The 24,496-nt window shown below is 66.6% G+C and carries 19 protein-coding genes, 1 tRNA gene, 1 pseudogene and 1 riboswitch; of the genes and pseudogenes, 9 read left to right on the top strand and 12 right to left on the bottom strand.

The genetic code is table 11. The features are described from left to right. The 4 genes and pseudogenes from ACTHJR_RS16300 to aroA all read right to left on the bottom strand — a co-directional run. A pseudogene (locus ACTHJR_RS16300) lies at nucleotides 1–683 on the bottom strand (5-methyltetrahydropteroyltriglutamate--homocysteine S-methyltransferase); the annotation flags it as partial. A 109-nt stretch (nucleotides 684–792) separates the two neighbouring features. Next, a riboswitch (cobalamin riboswitch) is annotated at nucleotides 793–1,008 on the bottom strand. Between the two features lie 230 nt (nucleotides 1,009–1,238). Further along, nucleotides 1,239–1,877: a (d)CMP kinase gene (gene cmk, locus ACTHJR_RS16295; RefSeq protein WP_440524293.1), complete on the bottom strand. Its 639-nt coding sequence runs from the start codon at nucleotides 1,875–1,877 to the stop codon at nucleotides 1,239–1,241. Between the two features lie 23 nt (nucleotides 1,878–1,900). Then, nucleotides 1,901–2,884, bottom strand: a complete 984-nt coding sequence (locus ACTHJR_RS16290) for a proline iminopeptidase-family hydrolase (RefSeq protein ID WP_440524292.1) — start codon at nucleotides 2,882–2,884, stop codon at nucleotides 1,901–1,903. Next, entirely contained in the window at nucleotides 2,881–4,212 is a 1,332-nt protein-coding gene (gene aroA, locus ACTHJR_RS16285) for a 3-phosphoshikimate 1-carboxyvinyltransferase (protein WP_440524291.1), read from the bottom strand. The genes ACTHJR_RS16290 and aroA overlap by 4 nt, the downstream gene beginning before the upstream one ends. A 100-nt stretch (nucleotides 4,213–4,312) precedes the next feature. Between aroA and ACTHJR_RS16280 the strand changes: the two genes are divergently transcribed. Both ACTHJR_RS16280 and ACTHJR_RS16275 read left to right on the top strand, forming a co-directional pair. Continuing rightward, the gene (locus tag ACTHJR_RS16280; RefSeq protein WP_440524290.1) at nucleotides 4,313–4,627 is read left to right on the top strand and encodes an FYDLN acid domain-containing protein; all 315 of its coding nucleotides are present in this window, start codon (nucleotides 4,313–4,315) and stop codon (nucleotides 4,625–4,627) included. Nucleotides 4,628–4,716: 89 nt separating this feature from the next. Then, nucleotides 4,717–4,792: transfer RNA gene (locus ACTHJR_RS16275), tRNA-Ala, on the top strand. Between the two features lie 78 nt (nucleotides 4,793–4,870). Here ACTHJR_RS16275 and ACTHJR_RS16270 read toward each other — a convergent pair. Continuing rightward, on the bottom strand, nucleotides 4,871–5,701 hold the full coding sequence (locus ACTHJR_RS16270) for a hypothetical protein (RefSeq protein WP_440524289.1): 831 nt from the start codon (nucleotides 5,699–5,701) through the stop codon (nucleotides 4,871–4,873). 152 nt (nucleotides 5,702–5,853) lie between these two features. Between ACTHJR_RS16270 and ACTHJR_RS16265 the strand changes: the two genes are divergently transcribed. Both ACTHJR_RS16265 and ACTHJR_RS16260 read left to right on the top strand, forming a co-directional pair. Next, nucleotides 5,854–7,254, top strand: a complete 1,401-nt coding sequence (locus ACTHJR_RS16265; RefSeq protein WP_440524288.1) for an amidase — start codon at nucleotides 5,854–5,856, stop codon at nucleotides 7,252–7,254. Between the two features lie 230 nt (nucleotides 7,255–7,484). Next, a complete protein-coding gene (locus tag ACTHJR_RS16260) occupies nucleotides 7,485–8,465 on the top strand; it encodes a phosphoribosylaminoimidazolesuccinocarboxamide synthase (RefSeq protein WP_440524287.1) in 981 nt (326 codons plus the stop codon). Between the two features lie 34 nt (nucleotides 8,466–8,499). Here ACTHJR_RS16260 and ACTHJR_RS16255 read toward each other — a convergent pair whose 3' ends face one another. Next, complete coding sequence (locus ACTHJR_RS16255; protein ID WP_440524286.1) at nucleotides 8,500–8,808, bottom strand: hypothetical protein; 309 nt, start codon at nucleotides 8,806–8,808, stop codon at nucleotides 8,500–8,502. Between the two features lie 46 nt (nucleotides 8,809–8,854). After that, a complete protein-coding gene (locus tag ACTHJR_RS16250) occupies nucleotides 8,855–10,723 on the bottom strand; it encodes a M1 family metallopeptidase (RefSeq protein WP_440524285.1) in 1,869 nt (622 codons plus the stop codon). 167 nt (nucleotides 10,724–10,890) lie between these two features. Here ACTHJR_RS16250 and ACTHJR_RS16245 point away from each other — a divergent pair, with 167 nt between their 5' ends. The 3 genes from ACTHJR_RS16245 to ACTHJR_RS16235 all read left to right on the top strand — a co-directional run bounded on the left by ACTHJR_RS16245 (nucleotide 10,891) and on the right by ACTHJR_RS16235 (nucleotide 13,912). Beyond that, nucleotides 10,891–12,012 (top strand): sialidase family protein, encoded by a 1,122-nt coding sequence (locus tag ACTHJR_RS16245; protein WP_440524284.1) that lies wholly within the window; start codon nucleotides 10,891–10,893, stop codon nucleotides 12,010–12,012. Between the two features lie 74 nt (nucleotides 12,013–12,086). Next, the gene (locus ACTHJR_RS16240) at nucleotides 12,087–13,010 is read left to right on the top strand and encodes a Gfo/Idh/MocA family protein (RefSeq protein WP_440524294.1); all 924 of its coding nucleotides are present in this window, start codon (nucleotides 12,087–12,089) and stop codon (nucleotides 13,008–13,010) included. 56 nt (nucleotides 13,011–13,066) lie between these two features. Beyond that, nucleotides 13,067–13,912, top strand: coding sequence for a ThuA domain-containing protein (locus tag ACTHJR_RS16235; protein WP_440524283.1), 846 nt, complete (start codon nucleotides 13,067–13,069; stop codon nucleotides 13,910–13,912). 97 nt (nucleotides 13,913–14,009) lie between these two features. Here the strand turns inward: ACTHJR_RS16235 and ACTHJR_RS16230 are convergent, their stop codons facing one another. Beyond that, nucleotides 14,010–15,311 carry a sugar MFS transporter gene (locus tag ACTHJR_RS16230; RefSeq protein WP_440524282.1) on the bottom strand — a complete coding sequence of 434 codons (1,302 nt, stop codon included), beginning with the start codon at nucleotides 15,309–15,311 and terminating at the stop codon, nucleotides 14,010–14,012. A 218-nt stretch (nucleotides 15,312–15,529) separates the two neighbouring features. On the opposite strand from ACTHJR_RS16230, the gene ACTHJR_RS16225 reads away from it, so the two are divergent. Continuing rightward, complete coding sequence (locus ACTHJR_RS16225) at nucleotides 15,530–17,326, top strand: IlvD/Edd family dehydratase (protein WP_440524281.1); 1,797 nt, start codon at nucleotides 15,530–15,532, stop codon at nucleotides 17,324–17,326. Nucleotides 17,327–17,545: 219 nt separating this feature from the next. On the opposite strand, the gene ACTHJR_RS16220 is transcribed toward ACTHJR_RS16225, so the two are convergent. After that, the gene (locus ACTHJR_RS16220) at nucleotides 17,546–18,256 is read right to left on the bottom strand and encodes a FadR/GntR family transcriptional regulator (RefSeq protein WP_440524280.1); all 711 of its coding nucleotides are present in this window, start codon (nucleotides 18,254–18,256) and stop codon (nucleotides 17,546–17,548) included. A 42-nt stretch (nucleotides 18,257–18,298) separates the two neighbouring features. Next, the gene (gene araD1, locus ACTHJR_RS16215; protein ID WP_440524279.1) at nucleotides 18,299–19,270 is read right to left on the bottom strand and encodes an AraD1 family protein; all 972 of its coding nucleotides are present in this window, start codon (nucleotides 19,268–19,270) and stop codon (nucleotides 18,299–18,301) included. Between the two features lie 306 nt (nucleotides 19,271–19,576). Between araD1 and ACTHJR_RS16210 the strand changes: the two genes are divergently transcribed. Next, entirely contained in the window at nucleotides 19,577–22,297 is a 2,721-nt protein-coding gene (locus ACTHJR_RS16210; RefSeq protein WP_440524278.1) for a TonB-dependent receptor, read from the top strand. Nucleotides 22,298–22,417: 120 nt separating this feature from the next. Here ACTHJR_RS16210 and ACTHJR_RS16205 read toward each other — a convergent pair whose 3' ends face one another. Both ACTHJR_RS16205 and ACTHJR_RS16200 read right to left on the bottom strand, forming a co-directional pair. Further along, nucleotides 22,418–23,551 carry a CaiB/BaiF CoA transferase family protein gene (locus tag ACTHJR_RS16205; protein ID WP_440524277.1) on the bottom strand — a complete coding sequence of 378 codons (1,134 nt, stop codon included), beginning with the start codon at nucleotides 23,549–23,551 and terminating at the stop codon, nucleotides 22,418–22,420. Then, on the bottom strand, nucleotides 23,548–24,496 hold a 949-nt coding region (locus ACTHJR_RS16200), incomplete at its 5' end, for an extracellular solute-binding protein (protein WP_440524276.1). The genes ACTHJR_RS16205 and ACTHJR_RS16200, both read right to left, overlap by 4 nt.

Raw genomic sequence — 24,496 nt, 5'->3', positions numbered from 1 at the left:
TTGCGCTGGCGTTCGCTCAGGTCGAGCACCAGCACCGGCTCGTCGATCTGCACCCATTCCGCGCCGGCCTGGCCGAGCTGGGTCAGGATCGCCGTGTAGAGGCCGAGCACCTCGTCGAGATAGTCGAACGGATCGACCCCGTGACCCTTGGCCAGGCTCAGCCAGGTGACCGGGCCGAGCAGGACCGGGCGCGTCTCATAACCCTGCGCCCTGGCCTCGCGATACTCGTCGACGATCTTGGCCGAGCTCAAGGCGAGCTTCTGCCCGGCGACCAACTCGGGGACCATGTAATGGTAATTGGTGTCGAACCATTTGGTCATCTCGCAGGCGGTGAGACTGCCGTGCCCATGGCGGCAGCTCGCCTCGTCGCCGGTCGTACCGCGCGCCATCGCGAAATAGGTGGAGAGGTCGGCCTCACCCGCGGTCTTGCCATAGCGCTCCGGGATCGCGCCGAGCATCAGGCTGGTGTCGAGGACATGGTCGTAGAGCGAGAAATCGTTGGACGGCAGCCAGTCGGTGCCGAGCGATTTCTGCCGCGCCCAGGCGGCGGTGCGCAGCCCGGCGGCGGCTTCGAGTAGCTCGGCTTCGGACGATTGTCCCGACCAGAAGGACTCAAGCGCGACCTTCAATTCACGGCGCGGGCCGATGCGCGGGAATCCGAGAGTGGCAATAGTGACGGTCATGATCTTCATACCCCGGTGAAGGGCAGGGATCGGGACCAGACACGAGCAGGCACGGGCGGCGCAGCGCCGACCGCAGATGCAAGCGGCCAGCCCGGACACCCCGCCGGTGGACGTTATCGCGTCGCAGGCAGGTCTCCTGGCTCACGGGTCAGCGCGGACGATCCGTCTTCCCGGGGAGCGCTCCCCAGTGACATCAATGGATCGCCGCTCGCCGCTTACAGTTGCGGGGGCAGCGCCGGCCTTGGTTCTGAAGAACCGCACCGGCTTCCCGTCTTAGCTCCGGCGCGGACGACCCGGCCGGAGAACCTTCGACAAGGGCTTATCCCGCGCCGAGCGAGTCGGGTCAAGCGGGATATAAAGATTTCTTTATATGATGGGGTGGGACGAAATTCCTCCCCGGCACGGGGAGGGGGACCGCTCGGCGCCAGCCGAGTGGTGGAGGGGGCCCGCGACCAACGAGCAACAGGCCAGGAGGCTGGTGCGTGGAGGGCCCCCTCCACCAAGCCGCTGCGCGCCTTGGTCCCCCTCCCCGTTCCGGGGAGGAATTAGCGGCCCCTAAACCTTCGCCGCCTTCAACTGCCTCTGCCGCTCGACCAGTTCGATCGCGCGCTTCACGGCGGCTTCGATCGAGAGGAAGCTGGTATCCAGGATCCCCGCATCCGCCGCCATCACCAGTGGCGCAGCGTCGCGGCCCATGTCGCGCTGGTCGCGCGCGCGAATGTCGGCCAGGACCTTGTCGAGGCTGAGCGTGCTGCCCTTTTCCTTCAGCTCGGCGTGGCGGCGCCGCGCGCGGATCTGCGGGGTCGCCTTGACGAACAGCTTCGCGTCGGCGTCGGGCGCGATCACCGTGCCGATGTCGCGGCCGTCGAGCACAGCGCCACCGTCCTGATGCGCGAACTTGCGCTGACGCTGCAGCAACGCCGCGCGCACCAAGGGATGCGCCGAGACGATCGACGCGAGCTGCCCCGCCTCGTCGCTGCGCAGTGCGGGGTCGTCGAGCAGGTCGTCCTCGAAATTGCTCGCGGCGACCGCGTCGGCTTCCCTGGTCGGGTCGAGCTCCATCCGCCGCACATTCTCGCCGACTGCGCGATAGAGCAGGCCGGTGTCGAGATGCGGCAGGTGGTAATGCCTTGCCAGTGCCCGGGCGATGGTGCCCTTGCCGCTGGCGGCGGGACCGTCCACGGCGATGATCATACGCGTAACTCCATCGCGACGCTCTAGGACTTGGCGTCCTGTCGCGCCAGCCAGCCGCGGATCAACGCGACCGTTTCCAGCGTCCGGTCGGCGAAGATACCGTGCGCCGATCCCGGAATGGTGGCGAACTCGGCGCCGGGCACGCGCGCGGCGAAGCCGGCCAATGTCGCCGGCCGCGCCTCGTCATATTGCCCGCTCATGAAGATCGTGCGGCGCCCGTCGAGCCTGGCCAGCAAGGGCTCGCCGTCATAATCCTTGAGGCTGCCGGTGCAGGCGAATTCGCTCGGCCCCCACATCGCGTTGTAGAGCTTGGGATTGAACCCGCCGGGATGCGCACCGGCATAAGCCATCGCGGCCGGCTTGGCCGGCTCGCGCCCGTTGAACGCGCGATAGAAAGCGTTGACGCCCTCATCGCAGCTACGGCTCGGCCCATGGTCGCAACTCGCGATCTCGGCTTGGGCCTCGGCCGGCAACTGGCGGCGCAATATATTGGCGTCGGCGATCCAGCTTTTGGTCGACACCAACGGGCTGGCGAGCGCGAGCCCGAGCAATGCCGCAGGGCGCCGCCCACCATATTCGAGCGCCAGCGTGCCGCCCCAGCTATGCCCGAGTAGATGCCAGCGCTCGATCCCCAACGCCTTGCGCACCAGCTCGATCTCGTCGACGAAGCGGTCGACGCGCCAGTTCTTGGGATCGTTGGGCCGGTCCGACTGGCCGCTGTCGAGCTGGTCGTACAACACGATCGCGCGCTCGTCGGCCAATGCCACCGCGGGCATGAAATGCTCGTGATCGCCGCCGGGGCCGCCGTGCAGCATGACGATCGGCGGTTTGGGGCCGTCCAGCTTGCCGTTGACCCGGACATAGACGCGACCGCCCTCGACCGGGACCATTCTTTCGAGATCCGGAGCAGGGTAGCCGTCGGGCTTGCGCGCGAACAGCGGGCGGGGGAAGGCCAGGGCCGCGCCGAGCGCGACGCCGCCGGCGATGAATCCCCGCCGGTCGATCATGCGTCGCCTCTCAGCTGGTCGAGCGTCTGATAGAAGATCGGATAGCTGGTCGCGACCGGCGCGACATCGTCGATCGTGATCGGCTTCCGCGCGACGAGGCCGGCGACGGTCATCGCCATGGCGATCCGGTGGTCGAGCAGCGATGCCACGGTGCCTCCGCCGGCGATCGGCTCGCCGCCGCTGCCGGTGATGGCGAGGCCGTCCTCGAACTCCTCGATCGCCACGCCGCAAGCTTCCAGCGCGTCCTTCATCGCCGCGATGCGATCCGATTCTTTGACCCGCAATTCGTGCGCCCCGCGCGCGACCGTGCGGCCCTCGGCCAACGCGGCGGCAACGAACAACACCGGATATTCGTCGATCATGCTCGGCGCGAGATCGGGCGGCACGTCGATCGCCTTCAATGCGGCGTGGCGCACGATCAGGTCGGCGACCGGCTCCCCGCCGACGGTGCGCGGATCGACTTCGGTGATGTCGGCGCCCATCATGCGCAACGCCGCGAAGATGCCCGCGCGCGTCGGGTTCAGGCCGACATTGGCGATCGTCACTTCGCTGCCCGGAACGATCGACGCCGCGACCGCCCAGAACGCCGCCGAGCTCGGGTCGCCCGGCACGACGATCTGCTGCGGTTTCAATTCGGCCTCGCCATGGACCGAGATTACGCGGCCGCGATTGGTCGCCTCAACCATCAGCTTCGCGCCGAACCCGGCCAGCATCCGCTCGCTGTGGTCGCGCGTCGGCACCGGCTCGATCACCCGGGTGATGCCCGGCGTGTTGAGTCCGGCCAGGATGACTGCCGACTTGACCTGCGCCGAGGCGACGGGAAGCGTGTACTCGATCGGCACCGCCGGGCAGATGCCGCGCACCATCATCGGCAGGCGGCCGCCCGGGCTCGACGTGAACTCGGCGCCCATCAGCGACAGTGGATCGATCACCCGCCCCATCGGGCGCTTGCTCAGCGAGGCGTCGCCCGTGAAGGTCGCAGTGATCGGATGGCTCGCGATCAGGCCGGCGAGGAGGCGGGTCGAGGTGCCCGAATTGCCCATGTCGAGCGCCCCTGCAGGCTGCAGCAGCCCGCCGACTCCGACGCCCCACACGCGCCAGATACCGTCGTTGCCGCGCTCGATCGTCGCGCCCATCGCCCGCATCGCGGCGGCGGTCGCCAGCACGTCCTCGCCCTCGAGCAACCCCTCGATCCGGCTCTCACCCACGGCGAGGCTCGACAGCATCAGCGAGCGGTGGCTGATCGACTTGTCGCCGGGCACGGTAACGCGGCCCGACAGGCGGGGCGCCGATTCGATCGTGAGCGATTTGGGGGCAGCATGCGACATCGGCCGCGGGCTTTGACAGGCACCTTGCGCTATGGCAAGGCGCGCGCCACTTTAGGGGTCGAACCCCGAAATTCGCATAAATCGAAAGGTACACAGCGGCATGGTCAAGCCGGAATGGGGCACGAAGCGTACGTGCCCGAAATGCGGAACGCGTTTCTACGATCTTGGCAAGGACGACCCGGTGACGTGCATCAATTGCAACACCGCCTGGGCGCCCGAGCCGATCCTGAAGTCGAAGCAGCCGTTGCCGTTCGAGGTGGTCAAAGCCGAGAAGCCCGAAAAGGACGATTCGGACCTGGAAGGCGAGGATCTGGACATCGAGGACGAGGGCGAGCCCTCGGCCGATGACGAAGTCGATCTCGGCGGCGACGACGATCTCGGCGTCGAAACCGGCGGCAACGAAGACGAGAGCTGATCGACGAAAAATTTACGGCAGGCGGGCTAATCACCCGCTTGTCAAAGGGGCGCAGTCCGTCTAGGGCCCGCCTCCTTCCCGGAAGGTGTGGGGCCGTAGCTCAGCTGGGAGAGCGTCGCAATGGCATTGCGAAGGTCAGGGGTTCGATCCCCCTCGGCTCCACCAACCCTTCCGAAGGACTGAAATAGCCCGCGGCGCCGAATGGCGCGGCGGGCTTTTCCGTGCTGGATCGAACCGGGTCTGCTAGGCTGGCTGTGCCGCAGCGGCGATGGGCACCGTGGGCCGCTTGCCCGCTTGCCATCCGGCCCAGCTCGTTAGCGCGCCGATCGCGAAGCCCGTGAGCCACACGAGCGCGCCCGGGGTGTGACCGATGATATCGAGCACGACCTTCAGGATCGGGAGGTCGTTCAGCAGCCCCATCGTCACCATTTGCGCGACGATGAAGCCGCCCGCTACGAGGAAGGGAGCCGCTTTCTGCCGGTATTTGACCCAGACCGCCGCAATGAAGGCGAGTTCCAGCGCCATCGACCACAGGATCGCGGTCAGGATACGCCCGAAATCCGGAGGGCCATGGACGACGAATGGCTCGACGAACCTGTTGAGGATCCGTCCGAACGGCGATTCGAACAGGATCAGGGGAGTCGTCAGTAAATAGCCCGAATGCACCCATATTTTGCGACGGTATTTCAGGGCGCGGTAATAGACGGTCACATAAGCCGTGGCGGCCACGGCCATGCCGATTACGAATGCTCCGCCGAACATCATCCGGACGGGGTCGTCATTCGTGACATAGCCTTTGGCGGTGCGGTCGATGATCGCGAACAGGCCGGCGATGAGAAACGGAAACAATATCAGGCTCGTTTTGCCGACGGCGCGGTGCAGCGACAGCCTTGCCTTGTCGTGCGCGGTCCAGCTCTGTGCCGCGACCATCACCACCCACAGGCTGGCAATGACGCCGTGCGCGTGGAACTGCCAGGGCGAACTGTCGAGGACGCTGAAGTAGCTCGGCCAGAACCCGGCCGCGATCACCGCGATGACGATCAGAACGTAATAATGCGCTCTTGGATAAGGCATCGGATGTCCCCCTCCGGCCAAGGCTGAGATGTCCCATGAAACGATCGACCGCGCAATGCCGATCGAGGCCGTCCCGAAACCGGGTAGCGGCGACATTGCCCGGCTTGTCGATCCGCGCCACAAACCGCCAGCAACGATAAGGAGAGGCTGGCATGAGCGCGACGGACATAGCCGATTGGGATGCGACCGAAACCGCCGCGGCGATCCGATCCGGCGCGGTGTCGGCGCTCGAAATGGTCGACGCGGCGATCGCGCGATCGGAGGCGTTGAACCCGACGCTCAATTTCCTCGTGGCCGACGATTACGATCGCGCCCGGGAGCGGGCGCGCGGACCGCTCGGCGAAGGGCCGTTCGCTGGCGTGCCGTATCTGATCAAGGACCTCGACGATTTCGTCGGGCTGCCGACGCGATTGGGCACGCGCGCGACCGCCGGCGTGCCCGCCGCCGACCGCCAGTCGGCGTTGATCGCGGGGATGCTCGCCACCGGGCTCAACCCGATCGGCAAAAGCTCGACGCCGGAGCACGGTTTTCTCCCGACCACCGAACCGTTGGCGTTCGGTCCGACGCGCAATCCCTGGGATCCCTCGCGTTCGGCGGGCGGGTCGTCGGGCGGCGCGGCAGCCGCTACCGCCGCGCATGTCGTGCCCTTCGCGCATGCCAGCGACGGGGGAGGGTCGATCCGTATCCCGGCATCGTGCTGCGGCCTGTTCGGGCTCAAGACCTCGCGCGACCGCACGCTCGCGACCGATCCGGGTCATTTCCCGATGCCGCTCAGCGTCCAGCTCTGCGTCTCGCGTAGCGTCCGCGACAGTGCTGCCTTGCTCGCCGCGGTCGAAGCCAGGGACTCCGGCCTGCCGCCGGTTGGGTTGGTGACCGGGCCGTCGTCACGGCGATTGCGCATCGGCATGGTGCTCGACAGCGTGTCGGGCCAGGCGCCCGATCCCGAGGTCGCGCGCGCGATCGAGGACATGGCGGCGTTGCTCGCGGGTCTCGGCCACCAGGTCGAGCCGACCGCCTGGCCGGCGGCGATCGTCGGCATGAACGATGCGTTCCTGCTGACCTGGTCGAAGGGCGCGGCGAACCTGCTCGTCGAGGACGGAGCGCGGCTGGGGCATCCGCCCGGGCTCGACGAGGTCGAGCCGTTCAGCCTCGCCATGGCCTCGATCATCGCCGGCGCGCCCGACGGCGCGGTCGATCAGGCGGTCGCCTATCTCCAGTCATTGCGCGCGGTACATGACGCGTGGATGGCGGAATACGACATGATTCTCTCGCCGGTCCTGTCGCTGCCGCCGCCCGAGATCGGCTGGCTCGCGCCCGATCTGCCGGTCGAGCCGATGGCCGAGCGGCTGACGCGCTATGTCGGCTATACCACGCCCTACAACGTCGTCGGCGCGCCGGCGATGAGCGTGCCTGGCGCGTGGTCGGCCGCGGGCCTGCCGATCGGCGCACAGTTCGGCGCCTCAGTCGGGAACGAGGCGGCGCTGCTGGCGCTGGCGTACGAGATCGAGGAAGCGCGGCCTTGGGCCGGGCGGCAGCCGGTGGTTCGGGCCTGAGGCAGGGCGTATCGGCACCCAGACAATCCTCCCCCGCCAGGGGGGAGGTGGCGCCGAAGGCGACGGAGGGGAGGAGGGCAACCCATTAGCCGCTGTGCTTCCTCCCCCTCCTTTAGGCTGCGCCTGCGTTGGCGGGGTAGGATTAAAGCGCGAACCGGCCCGTGCGTCTGAATGTCGATATGTCCTACGTCTCCGCTGACAATCGCGATGGGCCGGGCTAGGGGCTTCACATGCCCTCCATCGATTTCGCCGCCTTCGCGTCGCGCACGCTCGACGATGCCACCATCCCCGAGCTGCCCAACCATTATCGCGGCAAGGTGCGCGACAATTACGATCTTGCCGACGGGCGCCGGGTCATCATCGCCAGCGACCGGCTGAGCGCGTTCGACCGCATTCTCTGCGCGATCCCGTTCAAGGGCGAAGTGCTGACCCAGACCGCGCGTTTCTGGTTCGAGGCGACGGCGGACATCTGCGCCAACCACGTGCTCGATTATCCCGATCCCAACGTCCTGATCTGCCGCCGGCTCGACATCCTGCCGGTCGAGATCGTCGTGCGCGGCTATCTCGCGGGAACCACCGGCACCTCGATCCTGACGCTCTACAAACAGGGCCAGCGGACGATGTACGGCATGACCTTGCCCGATGGGATGCGCGATAACGAGAAGCTCGCCGAGCCGGTCATCACGCCGACCAGCAAGGAATTCGACGGCGGCCATGACGAGCCGCTGACCGCGGCGGAGATCCTGGAGCGCAAGCTGTTGACGCCGGCGCAATGGGAGGAGCTCAGCGCGACCGCGATCGCGCTGTTCAAGCGCGGGCAGCAAATGGCCGAGGAGCGCGGGCTGATCCTGGCCGACACCAAATACGAATTCGGCGTCGCACCCGACGGGACGATCGTGCTCGCCGATGAGATCCACACTCCCGACCGCAGCCGTTACTGGCGGCAGGCGAGTTACGAGGCGCGCTTCCAAGCCGGGAAGCGGCCCGACAGTTTCGACAAGGACGTCGTGCGGTCGTGGGTGGCGGCGCGCTGCGATCCCTACCGGGACCCGATCCCCGATATTCCCGAGGACCTGATCGCGAGCACCGCCGCAGTCTATGCCGAGGCCTTCGAGATGATCACCGGTCGCTCGTTCGCGCCCGATCTCGAGGGCGATACGGTGCTCGAGCGTATCCGCACGCGGTTGGCGCCGCTGTTCGACGGTCGCTGAGCGTTTTCGGCGCCACTTCGAACTGGCGCCAATCCTAGCGCCGTCGCCGGCCTCTGCCGCCGGCGGGTGGGCCGTCATCCGGCGGCGTATCGCTCTCGACCAGTTCGGCTATCTCAAATGCATGGTTCCGCCAGCCGCGGGCGGCCGCGGCCTCCGCGGTCGCGATCCGCTTGCCCTTTGCTTCCGCCAGCGACCTGGTGTGCCCCCAGAAGACCTCGGTCTTGCCATTCTCCAGCACCGCGACGATGCGCCAATAGTGCGTCAGCGGATCGGCGGTCGGGCCGACCGTCTTGACGTAGCCGTCCGGCATTGTCGCCGTCAGATATCGCCGCTTTCGTGACATTCCGTGGGCCGTCGCCTCATCAACATCGTTGCCGCGCTCGACGGACCTATTTGAGCAACTTGTCGATCGCGCCTACCACAGTCGGGTGATACCCCTGTCGCGCGGTCGCATAGACGCGGCGCGCGATCGGCAGGCCCCAGTCGCCTTGCGCCTTGAGCGCGCGATAGACCGGGAAGATCAGCAGTCCGCGGCCGACGCTCGGCAGGAATTGCGCGATCGACGGGATGACCGGGTCGTAGCGATTGCCGATCGCCAGCACGAGCCAGGCCGAGCGGATATAGGCGTTGGGCGAATTGGACAGGCCGAGCGTGCGGTCGAGCTCGCCCAGGCGCTGCGTCGTTTGCTGGCGCGACAGCCCGTTGAGGAAGCGCAGCCATTCCTGCGTCGACCAATGCGACGCGTCGATCGAGGCGATCGACGCGCCCTTGTCGACCGACGCCAGGATCCGGTCGATCCGCTCCAGCGTCGCCGAGCGGACATGGACCGCATTGTCGGGGAGGCCGGTGCCATAGACCCATTCGTCGAGCTTCAGCTTGGCCTCGAGCGCCTGGTCGCCCTTGATCAGATTGGCACGGATGTCGGCCAGAAAGCCGGCGCTGGTCTGCGGCTGGAAGGCGTGGCGGTCGAAATAGGACTTGAGATATGCGTCCCAGCGCGCGCGGCCGACGGTATATTCGATCGTCCTGAGGAACGTGGAGCCCTTGGTATAGTCGAGCTCGCCATAGACGCCTTCGGGATCGCCGTGCAGCCGTGTCGACTTGGCGTCGGGCGCGCCCTTCAGGTCGCGCTGCAAATCGTCCCACGACAAATCCGCCAGGGTCGCCGCGCGCTCCTTGCCGTACAAAGCCTCGTCGATGCGATTCTCGAAATAGGTGGTGAAGCCCTCGTTGAGCCAGGAGTCCGACCAGGTCGCATTGGTCACCAGATTGCCCGACCAGCTATGCGCCAGCTCATGCGCGATGACGTCGACGTTCGACTTGTCGCCGGTGATAATGGTCGGCGTGGCGAAGGTGAGGGTGGGGTTCTCCATTCCGCCGAACGGGAAGGACGGCGGCAGCACCAGCACGTCGTAGCGGCCCCACCGATATTTGCCGTACAGTCCCTCCGCGGTGGTTACCATCTTGCCGGTGTCGGAGAGTTCGGCGGCGTCCTTCGCCAGCACGCTCGGTTCGGTGTAGACGCCGGTACGCCCATCGATCGCCTGGAAGCGCAGGTCGCCGACCGCGAGTGCGATCAGGTACGGCGGGACATTATGGTCCATGCGAAAGCGATAGCTGTGCCAGCCCTTCGCCGCCGGCAGCCCATTCGGAGTCAGCCGCTCCGCGCTCATCACCGCGACGAGGCCATTGGGGACGGTGATCTTCGCCGTCCAACTCTGGCGGATGCCGGGGCTGTCCTGGGTCGGGATCCAGCTGCGGTTGTTGATGCTCTCGCCCTGGCTGAACAGATAGGGCTTTTTCTTGCCGGCGGTCAGCGCCGGTGCCAGCCAACCGAGTGCGCGGGCGTTGGGCGAGGAGCGATAGGTGATGACGATCCGCCGCGCGGTACCGATCTCCACCGTCAGCGGTGCGCCCTTATAGTCGTCCGCCGCGCCGACCGACCATTTGAGCGGACGCCCGCGCGCGTCGGTGATTTTGGCAATCACCAGATCCTTGTCGTCGAGCACGATCCGCCGGGCATCGGGCCGGGCGAGGATGTCGAGCGTCGCGGTGCCGCGCATGACTTTCGCTGCGAAGTCGGCGGTCAGGTCGAGGTCGACATGGGTAACGCGCGCGATCTGCGGCTCGGCATAGCTGAGCACGTCCTTCGCCTCCGGCGTCGTCAGGATCGGGGACGGCGCGTCGGGCGCGGCACTCGCAGCCGGAGCGATCGAGGCCAGCAAGATCAGGGCGAGAGCGGCGAGGGGAGGACGCATCAGGGGACTTTCCACGGTTTTTGGCAGCGACGCCGACGTCCTCCACCAAATGGCGACTGCTGACAAGGCGAGGGGGGCGGCCGGGACCCGTCGTCAGCCCGCGCCTTTACAACGACATGATCCTTCGCGAGGGCTGAACCGCCTCCCAGTCGCGCAGGAAATGATCGATGACCGACAGCATTCGCGTTTCACGTCGTACGCTTGCCGGGATGCTCGCCACCGCGGGCGCGGGGCTGACGCTCGGCGGTCGCGCCGCGCGCGCGTCGACCGCGAACGCCGATCCGGTCGTGCTGCGCGAGTTCATCTACGATCGCGCACCCTATCCGCAATGCCACGCCTCGACGATCGTCGAGATGCGCAGCGGAAGGCTCGGCGCCGCGTGGTTCGGCGGCACCAAGGAGCGCACTCCCGACGTCACCATCTGGGTCGCGACGCGCGGCGCGACCGGCTGGGCCACGCCGGTCCAGGTGGCTGACGGTATCCAGCCCGACGCGCCCCGGCTGCCGACCTGGAACCCGGTGCTGTTTCAGGATCTCGGCGGCGATCTCCATTTATTCTACAAGGTCGGGCCGAGCCCGTCGGCCTGGTGGGGAATGGTCATCACGTCTTCGGACGAGGGACGGACCTGGTCGCCGCCGCGTCGTTTGGCCGACGGCATCTTGGGCCCGATCAAGAACAAGCCGGTGCTGCTCGCCAATGGCGATTGGCTGTCCCCGTCGAGCGTCGAGAGCGCGGAGGGCTGGGCGGTGCATTTCGAGCGCAGTCGCGATCGCGGCCGGAGCTGGCAGGCAACCGCGCCGGTCGCCTCGCCGATGCATATCGACGCGATCCAGCCGAGCGTCCTGTTCCATCGCGACGGCGCGTTGCAGGCCGTCGCGCGGACTCGCCAAGGCGCACTGGCCGCGACCTGGTCGCACGATGCCGGTGCCACCTGGTCGCCGCTCGCGGCGATCGATCTGCCCAATCCCAATTCGGGCACCGATGCCGTCACGTTGAAGGATGGCCGCCAACTGCTGGTTTACAACCACAGCGCCCACAATCCCGACACGCCCGGCAAGGGGGCACGCTGGCCGCTCAACGTCGCGCTGTCGGACGACGGTATCCGCTGGCGCAACGTGCTCACGCTCGAAAGCGACCCGATCAAGGACGGCTATGGTTATCCCGCGGTGATCCAGCGCGACGACGGCATGGTCCATATCACTTATACCTGGGACCGTGTGCGCATTCGCCACGTCGTTCTCGACCTCCGCCGCCTCCCGGCCATCGAGCCGTTTCGCCCGGCGCGGTGATTTTCCCGCCATGAACGGTTGCCAGTCCGCCTCATTGTCGGGCACAATAAGTCATACTTATTGAGAGAGGCATGATGGAGCCGATTCGCATCGCGCTGGTCGGGTTGGGCAAGATCGCGCGGGACCAGCATGTTCCGGCGCTCGCCGCCAATCCGGACTACACGCTTGCCGCGATCGCCAGCCGCAATGCCGCGCTCGGCGGCGTCCCGAGCTTTCCGACGATCGAGGCGATGCTGGCGGCCCGCGTGCCGCTCGACGCGGTATCTCTATGCACGCCGCCGCATGGGCGTTTCGACCAGGCGCGCGCCGCGATCGAGGCGGGGCTGCATGTAATGCTCGAGAAGCCGCCCGCTGCGACCCTGTCCGAGGCGACGGCGTTGGCCGATCTCGCGCGATCGCGCGGCGTGGTGCTATTCGCGACCTGGCATTCGCGTGAGGCGGCGGGCGTCGCCCCGGCGCGGGCGTGGCTGGCCGAGCGGCGGATCGACGCCGTGCGGATCGCCTGGCGCGAGGATATTCGCCGCTGGCACCCGGGCCAGGACTGGATCCTGGAGGCCGGCGGCTTCGGCGTGTTCGACCCCGGCATCAACGCGCTGTCGATTGCGACCAAGATCCTTCCCCAACCGCTCCGCGTCGAGGCGGCGGCGATCGTTGTGCCGGCCGGGCGCCAGGGACCGCTGGCCGCATCGCTGACGATGCGTGCCGGGCACGTGCCGGTCTCCGCCGAGTTCGATTTTCTCCAGACCGGGCCGCAGACCTGGGACATCGAGGTCGATACCGACGCCGGTACCCTGAAATTGTCGATGGGCGGTGCGATCCTGCACGTGCCGGGCGAGGCGCCGCGCGAGGCGCCCGACGCCGAATATCCGAGCCTTTATCGCCGCTTCGCCGACCTGCTCGACCGAAACGAGAGCGATGTCGATCTCAGTCCGCTCCAACTCGTCGCCGACGCCTTCCTGATCGCCGATCGCACGACCGGCGACGCGTTCGAATGGTGAGTGTCGGCCCGCCGGTCGCATCGCGCCGTCGGGCGCTGCCCTGAGAGGAACAGACCATGATGTTGCGTTCGCTTCTGTTGATGGCCGTCGCCGCGCAGGCGGTGACTCCGGCTACACCGATCATGCCGCCGCGAGATCCGCGCAATTGGCCGACGCCGGTGATGGACAAGGTCGCCCCGACGTTGCCCCGGCTGCGGCGCGGCGCCGTGCTGGTCCTGTCCAAGACCAACGGTTTCCGCGACCCCGACCAGATCGCCGCGGCCAAGGCGGTCCTCGCCGACCTGATCCGCAAACAGGGCCGCGACGTGTTCGAGACCGAGAACGCCGCCGTGATCAACCCGCGCGATCTCGCCAAATTCTCGGTGATCGTCCTCAACAGCACCAGCGGGACGATTTTCGACGACAGCCAGCGCGCGGCGTTCAAATCCTGGGTCGAGCATGGTGGTGGCGTCGTGCTGTTGCACGGCGCGGGCGGCGACCCGCAATATGACTGGAGCTGGTATCCCCAGACCCTCGTCGGCGCCCAGTTCATCGGCCACACCGGGCGGCCCAAGCAATTCCAGCAGGGCACGATCGAGGTCGTCGATCGCACCAATCCCGCGACCCGCGACTTGCCGGCGAAATGGGTCCGCACCGAGGAATGGTATTCGTTCGACCGCGTGTCCACCGGCAACGACACCCACATCCTCGCGACGCTCGACGAGAGCAGCTACGATCCGTTCCCCGAGCGGGTGCGGATGGGCAAGCTACACCCGATCATCTGGACGCGCTGCGTGGGCAAGGGGCGCGTGTTCTTCTCCGCGCTCGGGCACAAGGCGGAAACCTATTCGGAGCCGCTCCACCAGAAGATGATTTCCGGCGCGATCCGCTGGGCAGCGCGGGCCGAAGGGACGGGCTGCTGAATTGTCGGTCGTGCTCCAGCGCAAGCTGGAGCCCAGGGTTATGAAGGACAGCACCTGCCCTGGGCTCCTGCTTGCGCAGGAGCATTAGTCCCTCCGATCATGCGGAAAATGACTCAGCCGCCCTCGTCACCTTGCAGCCCCAGAGCGCGTAGAACAGGACGTACGCTTCGCACAGCGCAGGCACCAGGAAGCTGATCTGCAAGCCGTAATGGTCGGCGATCCACGCCTGCCCGGTGGCCAGCGCGCCGCCGGCGATCGCCATGATCAACAGGCCCGACCCTTCCTCGGTCAACGGCCCCAGGCCGCGAATGCCCAGCGTGAAGATGGTCGGGAACATGATCGAGTGGAACAGCCCGACCAGGACCAGCGACCACATCGCGAAATGGCCCGAACCGAGGACCGCGGTCATGATCAACAGAAAAGCGATCAGGGCGTTGAAGGCCAGCAGGCGCTCGGGCGCGATGCGGGGCATGACGAGAGCGCCGACGAAGCGGCCGACCATCATGCCGCCCCATAGCAGCGGCAGGTAATGCGATGCCTCGGTCGCCGACATGTTGCCGACGCTCGGCTGCTGGATGAAGCTGATCAGCAGGCTGCCGACGCAGATCTCGGCCAGAACGTAGAGCGCGATCGCGGGCACGCCGAACACGAGATTGCGATGCGACCATAAGGACTGGCTGCTCCGAGCCGCCGCCGCCGCCCGGCGATTCTCGGCGCCGAATTGCGGCAGCTTGAACAACGCGATGCTGATCGCGAGCAGAATCAGCACGCCGACGATCACGAGATAGGGCAATTGCACCGACTGCGCGTCGGCCAGCTTTTCCGCCGGGGTCAGCGTGGCCTTGCCGACCACATTGGCACTCGCCGATCGCGACAGGATCAGCCAGGTGCCGAACAACGGCGCCAGCACGTCGCCCAAGGTGTTGAAGCCCTGCACGACGTTGAGGCGAGCGGACGCCGTCTCGGGCGATCCGATCACCGCGACATAGGGATTGGCGGCGACCTGCAGCATCGTGATCCCGCAAGCGAGCACGAACAGCGACGTCAGGAACAGCGGGTACGACGCCAGTTGCGACGCCGGGATGAAGCCGAGCGCGCCGAGCGCCATGACGACCAGCCCGCCGACCATCGACCTCTTGTAGCCGACGCGTTCCAATATCTTCGCGCAGGGAAAAGACGCGATGCCATAGGCGATGAACCATACGAACTGGATCAACAGCGACTGGGTGTAATTCAGATCGAACACCGCTTTCAGGTGCGGAATCAGGATATCGTTCAGGACCGTGATGAAGCCCCACATGAAGAACAGGCTGGCGAGCAGCGCGAGCGCCGGCCGGTAGCTGCCGCCACCCGGCATCGCGGTATGGGCTTTCGGGGCGCCCGTCACCGGACCTGGCATCTTCGCTCTCCTTCATGTGGCGACGACTCTTGTGTCATCGCTATTTGTCTGATTATATATCGGCTCCGTGGCGGTCAATCCGCGGATTGGGGAGAGGCTGACGCACCTGGCTGTCGGCACGCGTCATCGGTTCCGATGATCGGGGGCGTTCTCTGTAGATTTGGGATTGCCGCCGCGTCCGCCTGGCGGCGTGCCGTCATGCCTTGTTGGAGCATCGAATGTCCGTTTCCGAAGTGCCCAGACTGCGCAGCCGTGCCTGGTTCGACAATCCCGACAATATCGACATGACCGCGCTCTATCTCGAGCGCTACCTCAATTACGGGCTCAGCCTGGAGGAATTGCGGTCGGGCAAGCCGATCATCGGCATCGCGCAGACGGGATCGGACCTCAGTCCCTGCAATCGCCATCACCTCGTCCTCGCCGAGCGCGTGCGAGAGGGCATTCGTGAGGCGGGCGGCATCGCCATCGAATTTCCTGTGCACCCGATCCAGGAGACCGGCAAGCGGCCGACCGCGGGGCTGGACCGCAACCTCGCCTATCTCGGGCTGGTCGAGGCGCTCTACGGCTATCCGATCGACGGCGTCGTGCTGACGATCGGGTGCGACAAGACCACGCCCGCCTGTCTGATGGCGGCGGCGACGGTGAACATCCCGGCGATCGCCTTGTCCGTCGGGCCGATGCTCAACGGCTGGCACAAGGGCGAGCGGACCGGCTCGGGTACGATCGTGTGGAAAGCGCGCGAACTGCTCGCCGCGGGTGAGATCGACGATGTCGAATTCGTCCGCATGGTCGCGTCGTCGGCGCCGTCGACCGGTTATTGCAATACTATGGGCACGGCCACGACGATGAATTCGCTGACCGAGGCATTGGGCATGTCGCTGCCCGGCTCGGCGGCGATCCCGGCCCCGTATCGCGACCGCCAGGAAGTCGCCTATCACACCGGTAAGCGCATCGTCGCGATGGTCGCGGAGGACCTGAAGCCGTCCGACATCCTGACCAGGGACGCGTTCCTCAACGCGATCGCGGTCAATTCGGCGATCGGCGGGTCGACCAACGCGCCGATCCATCTCTCGGCGATCGCGCGGCACATCGGCGTCGATCTGCCGCTCCAGACCTGGCAGGATCATGGCCAGGACATTCCGCTGCTGGTCAACCTTCAGCCCGCCGGCGAGTATCTCGGCGAGGATTATTATCGCGCCGGCGGCGTTCCAGCGGTCGTCGCGCAACTCATGGACCACGGCCGCATCGCCGAAGGCGCGGTGACGGTTAACGGGCGGACGATCGGCGACAATTGCCGCGACGCCGCGATCGAGGACGAGAAGGTGATCCGGCGGTTCGACGATCCGCTGAAGACCGCGGCCGGCTTCGCCGTGCTGACGGGCAATCTGTTCGACAGTGCGATCATGAAGACCAGCGTGATCTCGGACGAGTTCCGTCAGCGCTACCTGTCCAATCCCGACGACCCCAATGCCTTCGAAGGGCCGGTCGTGGTGTTCGACGGGCCGGAGGATTACCACCGGCGCATCGACGATCCGGCCGCGGGGATCACCACCGATACGTTGCTGGTGATGCGCGGTACCGGCGCGGTCGGCTATCCCGGCTCGGCCGAAGTCGTGAACATGCGCCCGCCCGCGCAATTGATCCTCGACGGCGTCCATGCACTGCCCTGCATCGGCGACGGCCGGCAATCGGGAACCAGCGGCAGCCCGTCGATCCTCAATGCCTCCCCCGAGGCGGCGGCGAACGGCGCGCTGGCGTTGCTGCGCACCGGCGATCGTGTGCGGATCGACCTCAACGCCGGCACGGTCAACGTGCTGATCGACGATGCCGAGCTCGAGGCGCGCCGCCAGGCGCTCGCGGCCGAAGGCGGCTATCACTATCCGGCGTCGCAAACGCCCTGGCAGGAATTGCAGCGCGCGGTCGTAGGCCAGCTCGGTACCGGCGCGATCCTGGAAGGCGCGGAGAAATACCAGCGCATTGCCCAGACCCGCGGACTGCCGCGCGACAGCCACTAGCGCCGGCTACGACGCGGCGCTCGTGCGAGCGGTCGCGATGGCGATCGCCGTAGCCAAGGGCGCTGCCACTAGCTCGTCGCGCCGGCGAAGGCCGGGGCCGCTTTGAAATGAAGGTCCTCTTGCCGCCAGCGGCCCCGGCCTTCGCTGGGGCGACGAGGGGATGCGCGCAATCGCCCGATGGCAGGAGCGGGCGAAAAATCGGCCGCCGGTTCGACCCGCTCAATCCCCCGACGGCATATCCATGTCGTCGAGCGCGAGCTGGAGCAATTCGGCCATCGCCTGCCGCGCCGCGGGCGCATCGCCCGCCTCGATCGCGGCATGAACGCGCTGGTGGTCGGGCATCGGATCGCGCGGCAAGGCGCGGCGGCGCTGCTTGAACTTGGTCGTCCAATGCACGGCGGCACCGACCGTGCTGGCCAGCGCGATCAACGGCTCGTTGCGCGCGGCGGCCAGGATCGCGCGGTGGAAACGCTGGTCGGCGGCGCGCCCGCGCTCATCGGCCAGGCCATGGGCCTGCATGCCCTGGAGCGCGGTCTCCATCTCCGCCAGATCGGCCTCGGTCCGGCGTTGCGCGGCGAAGCCGGCGGCGGCGGGCTCGATCACCGACCGCAACTCGAACAGGTCGAGGATGAATTGCGTGTCGGGCTCGCCTTCGAACGTCCACGCCAGGATGTCTGGGTCGAGCAGGTTCCAGCGCGACCGCGACGTGATCCGCGTGCCCGCCTTGGGGCGGCTTTCGACCAGGCCCTTGGCGGCAAGGATGCGGATCGCCTCGCGATAGGCGGTGCGCGAAATGCCGAGCTCTTCGCTCGCCTCTATCTCGCCGCCGAGTACGTCGCCCGGCTTGCGAACGCCACTGACGATCTCGATGCCGATATTGCGCGCGATCGTGCCGTGGATGCGGGGGGCGGGGGGGGGGCGGTCGTCCATCGGCGTCCCGAGCCTAATCGGCTATCCCCAAGCTGACAATATTCACAGGCTGCGGACGCCGACCGTCACCGGCGCGGCTCTCGCGAGCGGATTGCGCACCGGCAGGGTGAAGGGCGGCGCCGACACCTCGAAGATATCGCCAGGCCGCGTCGCGATACCGTCGCTGAACGACAGGGTGGCGGTCCCGAAGAAATGGACATGCAGGTCGCCGGGGCGGCGGAAGCCGGCATATTTGAAATGATGGTGCTCGAGGTTGGCGAGGCTGTGCGACATGTTCGCTTCGCCCGAGACGAACGGTTTTTCCCACAGGACTTCGCCGTCGCGCAGGATGCGGCTGGTACCGCGCACGTCCTGCGGCAGGTCGCCGAGCAATAATTCGGGGCCCAGCGCCGCCGCGCGCAGCTTGGAATGCGCCAGCCAGAGGTAATTGCCGCGTTCCGTCACATGGTCGGAGAATTCGTTGCCCAAGGCGAAGCCGATCCGTACCGGCGTGCCGTCGGGCGCGACCAGATAGATGCCGGCGATCTCCGGCTCCTCGCCGCCGTCGAGCGCGAAGTCGGGCATGTCGAGCGGCGCGCCGGGTGCGGCGAGGATCGCGCCATCACCCTTGTAGAACCATTCAGGCTGGACCCCGGTCGTGCCTTGCTGGGGCTTGCCGCCTTCGACGCCCATCAGGAACATCTTCATCGAATCGGTCGGCGCCGGATTCTCGATCGCGGCGCGGTGCATCTTGTCGCGCCCTTCGGCGGAGCCGAGGTGAGTGAGCCCGGTACCGCTGACCAGCAGATGCGCGGGATCCGGGTGGTCGATCGGGCAGAGCAGCCGGACGGCCGACAAGTCGAGCGGCTCGCCGAGCCGAGCCGCGGCCAGATCGGCGAGCCGTGCGCCCTGCGCCAAGGCTTCCTGGGCAAGCGAGAGCACGGTCGACGCGCCGGTGACGCGCCGCGCACCGTGGCCGCCCAACGCCGCGACGCCGCGTCCGCCGTCGTCGAACTGTACCAGGGAACGGATCATGTTCATCTCCAATAACTCGGACATATTCTAGCTTGGCGGACCGGACGCATCAACCTCGAGCAGCGGCGGAGCAGATCGCTGGCTGCACTTCCGAGTCGTGGAGCGGTTTGTGGCCGGCGCATGTCGCTCCTTCGGAACACGGATATTTTATCTCGATATATCAGCCAGATATTGTTCTGCCGGGGCGCTCCACGGAGGCGCGGCACAGGCGATTGACAAGCAAATACTCATACAATATCACCATATTTTAATTAGTATTATAAATCGATGCGGCGCGAGCCCACATTTGCCCAGGGAGTGGAGGAAATGAGGAATACCAGTCAGATCCGTTGCGGTGTCGCGATCAGCGCGATGATCATCGGCCTCACCGCCGGGACCGCGCATGCGCAAAGCACGGCGACGCCGGCATCCCAGCCTGCCGATGCCTCCGCGCAGACCGCCGACGGATCGCCGCCCGCCGACATCGTCGTCACCGGCGTCCGCGCCAGCCTTCAGTCGGCGCAGAACATCAAGCGCAACGCATCGTCGATCGTCGACTCGATCGTCGCCGAGGACATCGGCAAGCTCCCCGACAACAACGCGACCGAGGCGCTGCAGCGTATCACCGGCGTGCAGGTCTCGCGCGATGTCGGCGAAGGCGGCTCGATCGCCATTCGCGGCCTGCCGCAGGTCGAGACCACGATGAACGGCCGCGAGACCTTCACCGCCGGTGGTGGTCGCACATTCAATCTCGAGGATCTTCCCGCCGAACTGATCGGCCGTATCGACGTTTACAAGACGCCGACCGCCGACCTGATCGAAGGCGGCCTGGGCGGCACCGTCGACGTGCGGACTCGTCTGCCGTTCGATTTCTCGGGCTCGACGATCAGCGCGACGCTGGGCAACAATTACGCCGACCGGATCAAGAAGTCCGAGCCGATGGCGTCGCTTCTGGTGTCCGACCGCTGGCAGACCGGGATCGGCGAGATCGGCGTGCTCGCCGCGATTTCGTATCAAGAGCGGTCGTACCGCCAGGATCTCGATTCCACGGGCGCGCCGACGCCGCGCATTCCGGGCAAGGCCAGCGAGATCGATCCCACCCGCACGGTGTTCGCGCCGAACGGCAATTATCAGGTGTTGATCAACGGCAATCGCCAGCGTCTCGGTGCCAACGCCGCGCTGCAGTGGCGCCCGGCGTCCAATCTCGAATTCTCGCTGGAGGGGCAGTATCAGCGCTTCCGCACCAACCAGCAGCAATATTCGGCGAACATCCCGACGGCGGGATCGGCCTATATCCCCGGTACCGTCAGCTATTTCGGCAGCACCAACGACGTCAGCCAAGCGAGCTTCAGCAATCAGATCATCACCGCGGGCGGGACCGAGCGCGATCTCCTCGACGTCAACAAGCAGATCGCGCTCAAGGGCAAGTGGACCAGCGGCAATTTCACGCTGACAGGCGACGGTGCCTATACCAAGTCGAAGAGCGACCTGTGGTACACCGAGCTCGATCTGGTGACGCACGCGCCCGTCTATACGCAATATGCGGCGACCAACCCGCCGTCGTCGTCGACGCCCGGCTTCGATCTGGCGAACCTCTCGAACTACACGGTCGGTGGCCTGACCCGGAACGAGAACCATTATGTCGGGCACGAATGGGCGGGTCGTCTGGACGGTGAATACAAGTTCGACTCCGGCTTTCTGTCGGCGATCGATGTCGGCTTCCGCTTTTCCGATCGTGCCGTCGCGCAGCAGAATCCGGTGCGCTTCGTCGGGCAGACGAAGGCGACGAATCCGTCGCTCTATCCTTCGCTGTTCACGGCGAACCAGTTCGGCGACTTCTATTCCGGCGTCGGCTCCGGTTTGGACTTCCAGCGCAACTATCCGTATGCGCTACCGGCCAATCTGAAGAACAACTTCGGCGGGGTCGTGAGCGCACTCGGCCTAGCCGCGCCGGACCCGAATTCGATCAGCAACCAGCTTGCCGGCTTCGCCGCCGACGAGAAGAGCTACGCCGGTTACGTCATGGCGAAGTTCAACTTCAATGATGTCGTCGACGGCAATATCGGCGTGCGCTGGGTCCGTACGGAAGACAGCATCAACGGCTTCCAGCTCCGCAGGCATGCCGTCAAGGACGCGAATGGTGTTACCACCTATGTGTTGGACAGCCCGCAGGCGGTCGATCCGGTGATCGTGGATAACGCTTATAACAAGTGGTTGCCGAGCGCGAATGTCCGCATCCATCTGACGCAGAAGCTGCAGCTTCGCCTCGCTGCCTCCGAAACGCTCACGCGGCCGGACTTCAGCCAGCTGTCGCCTGCCGTTACCGTGGTGCCGGGTCAACTCGCTGCTTCCAGCGGCAACCCCAATTTGTCCCCGATCACCTCGACGAACGCAGACGCGTCGCTCGAGTGGTATTTCGGCAAGTCGAGCTCGCTCTACGTCGCGGGCTTCTACAAGAGGGTGAAAGGTTTCATCTTCACGCGCTCCACGCCCGGCCAGACGATTGACGGAGTCACCGGTTACACGGTCTCGCTGCCCGTCAACTCCGATCCAGGCACGGTGAAGGGCGTCGAGGTCGGCTATCAGCAGTTCTTCGATTTCCTGCCGGGCGCGTTGTCGGGCTTGGGCCTGCAGGCCAATTACACCTATGCGGACAGTAAGGCGCCGAGCTCGCTGGTCGGGTTCACCGCGCCGCTGACGCAGCTGTCGAAGAACAGCTTCAACGTTGCTGCAATATACGAAAAGCACGGGGTCTCCGCCCGCGTCGCCTACAATTACCGCTCGAGCTATCTGTCGAGCATCCTGGCCGGCGGCTACACGCCGCCGGGCGGGTCGACCGTGTCCTACGTGTTCCCCGTCTACACCAAGGGTTACGGCTGGCTCGATGGCTCGGTCAGCGTGGACGTGGGCAAGCATTTCACCTTGACGTTCGATGCCCAGAACATCCTGCGGACGCAGATCCAGCAATATTACGCGGTGGCGACGCAACCGGGTCAGTTCACGATCGACGACCGTCAGTTCATGATCGGCGTGCGCATCAAATACTGAACGGAAAAGCAATCCCGACCCGGCCGGGTCTTTCCGTTCAGGGGGCGGAAATCCGGTCGGCACTTCCCGAACCAACTATGGGCGCGAACTTCCGGTTCGCGCCCATTTTGTTTGGAGCACTCAGGCGTCGAGCGAGAATTCGCGGATGATCGCGTCGCTATGCTCGCCGATGCGCGGGGCGCCGGCTGCGGCTCCGACGCGACAGCCGTCTACGCGCACCGGTGCGCGCGTCGTCGTGATCGGCGTCGTGTCGCGGGTGATCCGCTGCAGCATGTCGAGCCGGGTAAAGGCGTTCTCCGCGAGCAGCGTCGGCCAGTCGCTGACCGGCGCACACCAGATGCCGTCGGCCTCGAGCCGGTCGAGCCAGTCGCGGGTCGAGCCGGTCGCCAGCCGTTTCGCGATCTCGGCCTTGATCGCATCGCGCTCGGCGAAGGCGTCGCGCCCGGCAAGCGGAAGATCGAGCGACGCGCCCAATGTGTCGAGCGGCGTCATCGCTAGTGCGAGCCAGCCATCCTTGGTCCGATAGACGCCGTAAGGCGCGGCCAGATAAGCATGCGCATTGTTCACGGCGGCGCGTTGCGGCGGGCGGCCGCCGTCGTTGAGATGCGTGGTCAGCACCTCGAATTGCAGGTCGACCATCGCTTCGAGCAGGCTGGTCTCGACTGCCGCACCTTCGCCGCCGATCCCGCGCCGTACCAAAGCGGCCAGAATGCCCTCGACCAGGATATGGCCGGCCAGCATGTCGGCGACCGACAGGCCGAACGGTACCGGGCCGTCCGACGCGCTGCCGCTCAGCCACATCGCGCCGGACAAGGCCTGAGCGAGCAGGTCCTGCCCGGGCAATCCAGCCCAAGGGCCAGCCTCACCATAGCCCGAAATGCTGCCGACGATCAGCCGTGAATTGCGGGCGCGGAGCGCCTCGGGTCCGAAGCCGAGGCGCGCCGCGACGCCGGGGCGGATATTCTGGATGACGACATCGGCCTGGTCGATCACCCGATGGACGCGACGCGCGTCGGTCGCGTCCTTGAGGTCGGCGGCGAGGCTCTGCTTGTTGCGATTGATCGCGTGGAACAGGGTGGAGTCCCCGCCGACATCGGTGTCGCTCAGATACAGCGTGCGGCAGATGTCGCCGCCGTCGGGTCTCTCGACCTTGATCACCCGGGCGCCGAGATCGGCCAGCCGCAAGGCCGCTGACGGCCCCGACAGGAACTGAGCCATGTCGACGACGAGCAATCCGTCGAGCGGTGCCGTCATCGGCTGTCGCGATACGATTGGTTGAGCGCCGCAATCGCCGCTGCCGCGGGCTCGCCGTCGCGCAGTGCCTGGTTGATCCGCTCCGACGCGGCGTGCTGGAACGGCATGTAACCGTCATGGCGCGGCCGCACCCAGGCGCGATCGAGCGTGGCGCGGGTCGCGCGATAGAAATCGCCGGTCGCGGCGTTGACGCTGTCCGCGCCCCAGGCATCGGCATGGCCGGGCTGGCCGCCGTGGCGCGCGATCAGGTCGCGCTGCGCGGTGCCGTTGGCGATCCAGGCGGCGAAGCGCGCCGCTTCCGCGGGATTGCCGCCATGCGCCGACACCGCGATACCGGTGCCGCCCAGCGCCGATCCAGCGGGGCCACGACCGAGCGACGGGATGTCGGCGAAACGGACGATCTCGGGCCGGAAACCGGCGACCGAATAGCTGACGTAACCGTAGATCAGCGGCGCGACCGCCAGTTGGCCGGCGGGGTCGGCCATCGCCTCGAGCATGTCGATCGGGTCCATCGCATAGGCTTGCGGATCGACTTGCCCGGCGAGCGTCGCGAGCAGGTCGTAGGCACGCGCAGCGCCGGCGGGGAACAGCTCGTCACTGGCGCCGTCCAGCGCGACCCCGGCGAGCCCGCACAAGGTGAACAGGCTCATCAGGCTATGCGGCGGCTTGAGCGGCAGCGAGGCGCGTCCCTCCGCGGCGAGGGTGGCGAGCGCCGTCCAGTCGGCGACCGGCGCGTCGATCCGCGACGGCACCCAGGCCTGGACCTGCGCGGCGGCGTCGATCGGCAGTGCCCATTGATGCCCGGCCCATGTGTAGCTTTCGTAAGAGCCACCGACCGATCCGGCGGCGATCGCGCCGAGCGCCGTGGCATCGATCGCGTCGTCGAGCGGCAACAGGCAGCCGCTGTTCGCGACTTGCCCGACATGCGGATGGTCGATCACGATC

Source organism: Sphingomonas sp. (assembly GCF_051962185.1).
In the GTDB taxonomy this organism is placed as follows: domain Bacteria; phylum Pseudomonadota; class Alphaproteobacteria; order Sphingomonadales; family Sphingomonadaceae; genus Sphingomonas.
Note: the sequence above shows the minus strand (reverse complement) of the source record. Positions and strands in the feature narration are given on the sequence as shown.